The organism is Sphaerotilus sp., assembly GCF_041083715.1.
In the GTDB taxonomy this organism is placed as follows: domain Bacteria; phylum Pseudomonadota; class Gammaproteobacteria; order Burkholderiales; family Burkholderiaceae_C; genus Sphaerotilus.
Map to the genome: position 1 here is coordinate 1 of NZ_JBFPGY010000250.1, position 8,045 is coordinate 8,045.

Below are 8,045 nucleotides of genomic sequence, written 5' to 3' on the forward strand. Positions count from 1 at the left end.
GACCTACGGATTAAGAGTCCGCTGCTCTACCAACTGAGCTAAGAGCCCGCAACTTCGAATGCGGTGAATGACGGTATCTGGTGGTGGGTCCTGAGTGACTCGAACACTCGACCTACGGATTAAGAGTCCGCTGCTCTACCAACTGAGCTAAGAACCCCACTTGCTCAACGCTTATTGCGTCAAGACCGATACTATAACATACTTTTTGGCGTTTGGTGGGTCGTGCGGGACTCGAACCTGCGACCTACGGATTAAAAGTCCGCTGCTCTACCAACTGAGCTAACGACCCGCCGTCTTTTCGCCTCGAATTACTTTTCCGTCACCGGACTAGTAATGTTTGGAGTCAAGCCCTAGATTCTAAACCAAGTCCTACCCACTCCGTCAAGCGCCACGGATGAGTTCAAGCGCCTGCGCAGCGGCAGCCATGCCGAAACTGGCCGTCACCATGACGCTGGAGCCATAGCCGTGGCAGTTCAGGCTGCCATCGACCGTGCACGCGTCTTGCGGCGGCAGGCGAACCTCTTCCCGCGAGAACACACAGCGCACGCCAATGCGCCCTGTGCGCGGAGCACCGTCCTTGCGCAACTGCTGGCGCAGACGCGCCAGCAAGGGATCGTGTGTGACGTCAGTCAGATCGGCCACTTCGATGCGCTCCGGCTTCGACTTGCCACCAGCCGCCCCAGCCATGACCAGCGCGCGCCCTGTAGCGATCGACCAGCGCGCCATCGCGAGCTTGGCCGCGTTCTGGTCGCAGGCATCGACCACGACATTCACCTCGATCGGCAGCAATGCGGGCCAATTCGCAGGCTCGACGAACTCCTCCACCGCGTGCACGGCACAGCCTGGATGGATGTCCGCCACCCGTTCGCGCAACGCCAGCACCTTGGCCGCACCCACGGTGGCACCCACTGCCTGGATCTGGCGATTGATGTTCGATTCGGCCACCTGGTCAAGATCGATCAGTACCAGCGCCGCCACACCACAGCGCGCCAGCGCCTCGACCACCCAGGAGCCAACGCCACCCACACCCACCACCGCCACCCGCGCCTCACGCACCCGGCGATAACCCTCGTCGCCCCACAGGCGACGCAGACCACCAAAGCGGCGCTCCAGATCGGCATCCAGCGCCGGCAGTTCCATCTCGATCGTCGTCATGCCGGACGTTCACTTGATCTGCTTGATGCGTTCACGCCCGGCCTGCGCGGCCTCGGACTGCGGGTAGTTCGCGATCAGCTCTTCCAGCGTCTTGCGCGCGCCCTTGTGGTCCTTGAGTTCGATCTGGCAATTCGCCAGCGCCAGCAAGGCTTCGGAGGCCCGCGGGTGGTCCGGCGTCGTGGAGACCAGCGTCCGGAAGATGTTCATCGCCTCCTTGACCTCGCCCTTGCCGTAGAGCGCATTGCCCAGCCAGTACTGGACGTGCCCGGTGTAGGCGCTCGACGGAAACCGCTTCTGGAATGCAGCCAGCGCCGTCGCTGCATTGGCGAACTCGCCCTTGCGCAGGATGCCGATGGCATCGTCATAGGCCTTCTTCTCCGACGCGTCGACCACAGCGTCCTTGCCATCGAGCGACACACGCTGCGGCTCCAGCTTGCGCATGCGGTCGTCGAGCGCGGCCATCGCGTCCTTGTATTTGCGCTGCAGATCGGCCAGCTCACGAGCAAGGTCCTTGTTGGCCTGCGCGAGCTGCTCGTCCGTGCCGCGCAACTTGGCAAGCTCGGTGCGCAGGGTTTCCATCTGCGCATTCAGGTCAAGCAGGCTGCGCTTGACCACGCTGAGCTGCTCGGTCTGGTCCGCGAACTGGGCTGACAGTGCCTTGCGTTCGGTCGTTTCGAGTTCCGCCTGCCGCTGAGACTGCTCGAACCGGGTGCGCAGATCGACGACGGCCTTGCGGGCCTCCTCGTCGTCGAACAGCCCGGCACTGGCCGAAACCGGCCAGAGCGCGGACAGTGCCACCACGGCAGCAGCGGCCAGTGCGGATAGTGTCAGAGGCGGGGCGCGGTGCATCTCAACGGTCCTTCAGTTCAGCGCGGCGGTTCTTGGCCCACGCGGCTTCATTGCTGCCCGTGGCAGCCGGTTTTTCCTTGCCGAAGCTCACAGCCTCCAGCTGCGACTCGGACACGCCCAGCAGCGTCAGCGATTTCAGCACCGCCTCGGCACGGCGCTGGCCCAGCGCGAGGTTGTACTCGTGGCCTCCGCGCTCGTCGGTGTGTCCTTCGATCAGGACGCGGCGCTTGCGGTCCGCGCTCAGGCGCCGCGCGTTGCTCTCCACCACGCCGCGGAACTCGTCCTTGACCACGTAGCTGTCGAAATCGAAGTACACGACACGGCCGCCAGCGTTCGCCGCCGCATCGTTGCGGGTGACGTCGACCGGGGTGACGGTGGACTGTGCGGCCTGGCCGGTGGTGGCACCGGCGTTGGCGTTCGGAGCGACCGTGGCCGCGGTGCCAGCACCGGCCAGGCGGTTTTCAACCGGAGCCGGCGGCTCGACGCGGGTGTTCGACGCACAGCCGGTCAGGACCAGCACGGCGGCACCGAAGGCCGCCAGCCACGCAGTGCGGCCGTTGAGGAATGGGCTCATGAATACGCTCCAGAAAGGTGGGATCGAACAAAAAGACAAGAGACAGGAAGCCGGACGGCACCCGGTTCAGCGGCTGTAAGGCCCCCAGACCGGCTCTCTCACATCCGCCTGGGGCGGACTGAGACGGGCCTTGATGAGTCCGTCGAGCGTGGTGGTCATCAGCAGATCACGTCCGCCAGCGCGGCTGGCGTAGATGATGAGCCGACTGTTGGGCGCGAAGCTCGGGCTTTCGTCGTCGTTGGTGTCCGTGAGTGCGGTGACAGTTCCCGAGTTGAGGTCCATCAACTGCAGGCGGAACTGGTTTCCACCGTTGCGGTTGATGTAGGCCATGTAGCGGCCATCGGGACTGAGGGCGGGGCTGATGTTGTAGTTGCCGCTGAACGTGACCCGCTCGGCGTTGCCGCCGGCCGCACCCATGCGGTAGACCTGCGGGCCGCCACCGCGGTCGCTGACAAAGTAGATCGACTTGCCGTCGGACGACCAGGCCGCTTCGGTGTCGATGCCCGGCGCCGTGGTGAGGCGGCGCAGGTTGTCGCCCTGCCGGCCCATCGCATAGATCTCGGAATTGCCGTCCTTGGTCAGCGTCACGGCCAGCTGCGAGCCGTCCGGCGAGAACGCAGGCGCGCTGTTGGAGCCACGGAACTCGGCCACCGTGCGTCGGCGGCCGTTGAGCACGTCCTGCACATAGACCACCGGCTTGCCGGTCTCGAACGAGACATAGGCGAGTTCGCTGCCTTCCGGCGACCAGGCCGGCGAGATGATTGGCTGCGCGCTGCTCAAGGCGGAGCGCGATCCTTCGCCGTCAGCATCCGCGACAAAGAGCGTGTAGCGCCCTGCCCCCTTGGAGACGTAGGCGATGCGGGTCGAGAAGATGCCGCGCTCACCGGTGAGCTTCTGGTAGATGTCGTCGGCGATGCGGTGGGCAGCCAGGCGCAGGTCTTCCTTCGGCACGGCCAGCGACTGCGCGATCAGCTCGGTGCCCTTGACCACGTCCCACAGCCGGTAGCGCAGGTCGTAGCGGCCATCGGCCAGCCGGGTGACCGTGCCGGCGGCCAGTGCGTCGGCATTGCGGCTGCGCCACTCGGCGAAGACCGGACGCGCATTCTCGTCGAGGCTGTCCGATGCGGTGGACACCAGCTTGAACAGGCCGCTGCGCTCCAGGTCGGCGCGCACGATCTGCGACACCGGGTGCAGCGCCTTGTCCTCGTCCCTGAAGCGTGCGATGGCGACGGGCACCTGCGCCATGCCGATCCCCGAGATCTCGACCCGGAACTGTGCGGCGGCCGGGAATGCCGTCGCCAGCACGGCACATCCACCCAGACCGCGCAGGAACAGGCGCCGGCCCATCAACTCTTCGAATCGTCGCATTCAAGCCACATTTTCAGGTAACGGTAGTAAGAAGTCTCGGCATTGTGGACTGCGAGTATGAACCCCATGCGTCCGTCGAGAAACCCTCGTTTCAGAACGTAGGTCCGCACGAAGGCCCAGAAACCGTGTCCGAGGGCGCTGCCGAGCCCGCCGCGGCGACCGCGTGCGTACAGGTCGGCCGCGCGGCCGCTGGAGTAGCGGTTCATCTTGTCGTTGGCCACCGTCAGCGTCGGCATGCTCTCGTGCAGCAGATGCCCGCGCAGTGGCCGGGTCGGCAGATCGCACAGCAGCCGCTCGTGCACGAGGTCATCGCTGAACCTGGCCGTGCCGCGCGGAAACAGGCGCAGCACCGGATCCGGATACCAGCCGCTGTGGTGCATCCATTGCCCGCAGAACGACGACAGGCGCGACAGCGTGTGGCTGCAGGCCGCCGGCGCGCCAGGCGCTTCGACCACGGCCCGCACCTGCGCCGCCAGGGCGTCGTCCAGCCATTCGTCGGCATCCAGACTCAGCACCCAGTCGCCACGGGCCAGTGCCAACGCCCGGTTCTTCTGCGGACCGAATCCGGGCCAGTCGGCCGTGCAGGTCACCTGGGCACCCAGCGCCTGCGCCAGTTCCGGCGTGCCATCGGTGCTGCCGCTGTCCACGACGATGCATTCGTCGGCGAACGACACCGAGTCCAGGCAGCGTCGCAGCCGCTGCACTTCATTGCGTGTGATGACGATCACTGACAAACGCGGTGCAATTGCCAGGCTCATGTCAGCGTTGAATGGATTCGGTTCAAGGATGCGGTGCCGAGCGGGGCGGCCAGACAATCAGGACGCGCAGATTGTAGGCAACAACCCGCCTGCGCTGATAATCGCGCCTCCGCGGCGACCCCGCTCTTCAGAATCGCCTTCGCCCGCTCCGATGAAAGCCCTGCTCCAGCGTCTGCGCCGCATCTGGCCTTATTTCTCACCGAGCCGCACCGGTTTCATCGTCTCAGCGATCTGCACCGTGATCGTTGCCACCACCGAGCCGATGGTGCCCAGCCTGATGCAGCACCTGCTGGATGCAGGCTTCAAGCAAGGCACGGCGGGCATCCCGCTGTGGCAGGTCCCGGTGGCCATCATCGGCCTGTTCGCGATCCGTGGTGCGGCGGGTTACGTCGGCCAGTACACCCTGGCCTGGGTCGCCTACCGGGGCACGCAGGCCATGCGCGAAGCCCTGTTCCGTCGCCTGATGGACGCCCATCCGCAGCTCTACGCCAGCCACTCCACCAGCACGCTGACCAACATCGTCGCGCACGAGGTGCAGTCCGGTGCGCTGCAGCTGTCCACCTCGGGCCTGACGCTGCTGCGCGACCTGCTGACACTGGTGGCCCTGCTGGGCTACCTGCTGTGGATGAACTGGCAGCTCACGCTGTTCGTCGCGGTGCTGTTCCCGGCCGTGGCCTTCGTGATGCGCACGCTCAGCCGCCGCCTGCACCGCCTGACGCTGCAAGGCCAGCAGGCCACGGACGAACTCGCCTACACGGTGGAGGAAAACGTCCAGGCCTGGCGCGTGGTCCGCATGCACGGCGCGCAGCAGCACCAGACCGTGCGCTTCCTGACGATGAGCGAAGACATGCGCCGCATCGCGATGAAGTCGGTCGCCGCCGCCGCCACGATGACGCCGCTGACCCAGGTGCTCTCGGCCATCGCGCTGTCGGCGGTGATCGTCACCGCGCTGTGGCAGAGCGGGCATGACAACCAGACCGTCGGCGGCTTCGTGGGCTTCGTGATGGCGATGCTGATGCTGGTCGCGCCGATCAAGCGGCTGTCGGAAGTCGCGGTGCCGATCACGCGCGGGCTGGCTGCGCTGGAGCGTGGCATGGCGATGATCGACGAGGCCCCGATCGAGCGCGACGGCCCCTTCGATCCGGGCCGTGCCCGCGGCGAGATCACGTTCGACCACGTCGCCGTGACCTACGGCGCGCAGAACACGCCGGCGCTGCAGGACATCGACCTGCACATCCCGGCCGGCCAGGTGGTCGCGCTGGTCGGACCTTCGGGCGCGGGCAAGACCACGCTCATCAACCTGCTCGCCCGCTTCGTCGAACCCACCGCCGGCACCATCTGCATCGACGGCACGCCGCTCATCGACTGGCGCGTCACCGCGCTGCGCCAGCAGTTCGCGCTGGTGAGCCAGGACGTCGTGCTGTTCAACGACAGCGTGGCCGCCAATGTGGCGCTCGGCCAGAGCGTGGACCGGCCGCGGGTCGAGGCGGCGCTGCGTGCGGCCAACCTGCACGACTTCGCCGCCGCGCTGCCCGAGGGCATAGACACCAGCATCGGCCACAACGGCCAGCGCCTGTCCGGCGGCCAGCGCCAGCGGCTGGCCATCGCGCGGGCGATCTACAAGGACGCGCCGATCCTGATCCTCGACGAAGCCACCTCGGCACTGGACTCGGAATCCGAGCGCCTGGTGCAGTCCGCGCTGGAGCGGCTGATGGTCGGGCGCACGGCCATCGTCATCGCGCACCGACTGTCCACCATCGAGCGCGCCGACCGTGTCGTCGTGCTGGAAGGCGGTCGCATCGTCGAGCAAGGCACCCAGGCGAAACTGCTCGCGCAGGGTGGCCTGTTCGCCCGCTTGCATGCGCTTCAGTTCCAGACCTGACTTCAGCCCTGACAATCACGGGACCGACCGGAGACCCATCCCATGACCACCCCGCCGATCAGCCGCTACCCTGTGCCGGCCCTGGACACGCTGCCCGAGGACCTGCGCACCCGCATCCTGGCTGTGCAGGAGAAGGCCGGCTTCGTGCCGAACGTGTTCCTGGCGCTGGCGCACCGGCCCGATGAATGCCGCGCCTTCTTCGACTACCACGACGCGCTGATGCTGCGCCCGTCGGGACTGACGAAAGGCGAGAAGGAGATGGTGGTCGTCGCCACCTCGGGCGCGAACGGCTGCCTCTACTGCGTGGTCGCGCATGGCGCGATCCTGCGGATCTACGAGAAGAACCCGCTGATCGCCGACCAGGTCGCCGTCAACCACCGCAAGGCGGACCTGACCCCGCGCCAGAAGGCCATGCTCGACTTCGCGCTCAAGGTCTGCCTCGACTCGGCCTCGATCGGCGAGGACGACTGCGCCGCACTGCACGCCCACGGCTTCAGCGACGAGGACATCTGGGACATCGGCGGCATCACGGCCTTCTTCGGGCTGTCCAACCGCATGGCCAACCTGATCGGCATGCGGCCCAACGACGAGTTCTTCCTGATGGGCCGCCAGCCCCGCCCGCCGCGCACATGAACAGCCCTGCCCGCGCCGTCATCAGCGGCTTCACCTTCCTGCGCAACGGCGTGAAGCTCGGCTTCCCGTTCGAGGCGTCGGTCCGCTCGATCCTGCCGCTGGTGGACGAGTTCGTCATCGCGCTCGGTGCCGGTGAGGACGACACGGTCGCACGCATCCGGGCACTGGCCGCCACCGAGCCGAAACTCCGCATCCTCGACACGCTGTGGAACGAGCGCATGGCCGAGCGCGGCTTCGTCTACGCGCAGCAGAAGATGATCGCGCAGTACGCCTGCACGGGCGACTGGGCCTTCTATCTGGAAGGCGACGAGGTGCTGCACGAGGGTGAACTGGCAGCGATCCGCGCGGCGGTCGATCGCCACCACGGCAATCCGGAGGTCGAGGCGCTGGTGTTCGACTACCTGCACTTCTACGGCTCGCCGCAGTGGCTGGCGGTGAGCCCGGCGTGGTACCGGCGCGAGTGCCGGCTGATCCGCAACACGATCCGCTCGTACGCGCCGGACGGTCAGTTCTGGGTCGTGATGGACAGGCACCGCCAGGGCCGCCACCCCAAGGCCGCACTGGCCAACGCCCACATCTACCACTACGGCCACGTGCGCCGGCTCGACTACATGCAGGCCAAGATGGACCTGGTCAGCAAGTACTGGTCGCACCAGCCGCCGAAGATGCGCTACGCGATCGACCCGCAGGCGCTGCGCCCGTTCACCGGCACGCATCCCGCCTGCATGGCCGACTGGCTCGCCCACGACGCCGAACCCGCGTTCACCCCCGACCCGAACCACCTGCTGACCCGCCGCGAGCGCAAGCACCGCCACGCGATGCGGCT

General features: G+C 66.7%; 8 protein-coding genes and 2 tRNA genes. 3 read left to right on the forward strand and 7 right to left on the reverse strand.

Annotated features, from left to right (window positions below):
* Positions 1-81: 81 nt before the first annotated feature.
* The 7 genes from AB3X43_RS11070 to AB3X43_RS11100 all read right to left on the reverse strand — a co-directional run bounded on the left by AB3X43_RS11070 (position 82) and on the right by AB3X43_RS11100 (position 4,704).
* Positions 82-157 (reverse strand) — tRNA-Lys (locus AB3X43_RS11070).
* Positions 158-213: 56 nt separating this feature from the next.
* Positions 214-289: transfer RNA gene (locus AB3X43_RS11075), tRNA-Lys, on the reverse strand.
* A gap of 92 nt (positions 290-381) precedes the next feature.
* Positions 382-1,155 (reverse strand): tRNA threonylcarbamoyladenosine dehydratase, encoded by a 774-nt coding sequence (locus AB3X43_RS11080; RefSeq protein WP_369429902.1) that lies wholly within the window; start codon positions 1,153-1,155, stop codon positions 382-384.
* Between the two features lie 9 nt (positions 1,156-1,164).
* Positions 1,165-2,004 (reverse strand): tol-pal system protein YbgF, encoded by an 840-nt coding sequence (ybgF, locus tag AB3X43_RS11085; protein ID WP_369429903.1) that lies wholly within the window; start codon positions 2,002-2,004, stop codon positions 1,165-1,167.
* Between the two features lies 1 nt (position 2,005).
* Complete coding sequence (gene pal, locus AB3X43_RS11090) at positions 2,006-2,578, reverse strand: peptidoglycan-associated lipoprotein Pal (protein WP_369429904.1); 573 nt, start codon at positions 2,576-2,578, stop codon at positions 2,006-2,008.
* 66 nt (positions 2,579-2,644) lie between these two features.
* The gene (tolB, locus tag AB3X43_RS11095; protein WP_369429909.1) at positions 2,645-3,925 is read right to left on the reverse strand and encodes a Tol-Pal system beta propeller repeat protein TolB; all 1,281 of its coding nucleotides are present in this window, start codon (positions 3,923-3,925) and stop codon (positions 2,645-2,647) included.
* Complete coding sequence (locus AB3X43_RS11100; protein WP_369429905.1) at positions 3,925-4,704, reverse strand: glycosyltransferase family 2 protein; 780 nt, start codon at positions 4,702-4,704, stop codon at positions 3,925-3,927. Before AB3X43_RS11100 ends, tolB begins: the two co-directional genes overlap by 1 nt.
* Positions 4,705-4,855: 151 nt before the next feature.
* Between AB3X43_RS11100 and msbA the strand changes: the two genes are divergently transcribed.
* The 3 genes from msbA to AB3X43_RS11115 all read left to right on the forward strand — a co-directional run.
* The gene (gene msbA, locus AB3X43_RS11105; RefSeq protein ID WP_369429906.1) at positions 4,856-6,586 is read left to right on the forward strand and encodes a lipid A export permease/ATP-binding protein MsbA; all 1,731 of its coding nucleotides are present in this window, start codon (positions 4,856-4,858) and stop codon (positions 6,584-6,586) included.
* 42 nt (positions 6,587-6,628) lie between these two features.
* A complete protein-coding gene (locus AB3X43_RS11110; protein WP_369429907.1) occupies positions 6,629-7,219 on the forward strand; it encodes a peroxidase-related enzyme in 591 nt (196 codons plus the stop codon).
* Positions 7,216-8,045 (forward strand): glycosyltransferase family protein (locus AB3X43_RS11115; protein WP_369429908.1); only part of this gene is annotated, 830 nt, incomplete at its 3' end. The genes AB3X43_RS11110 and AB3X43_RS11115, both read left to right, overlap by 4 nt.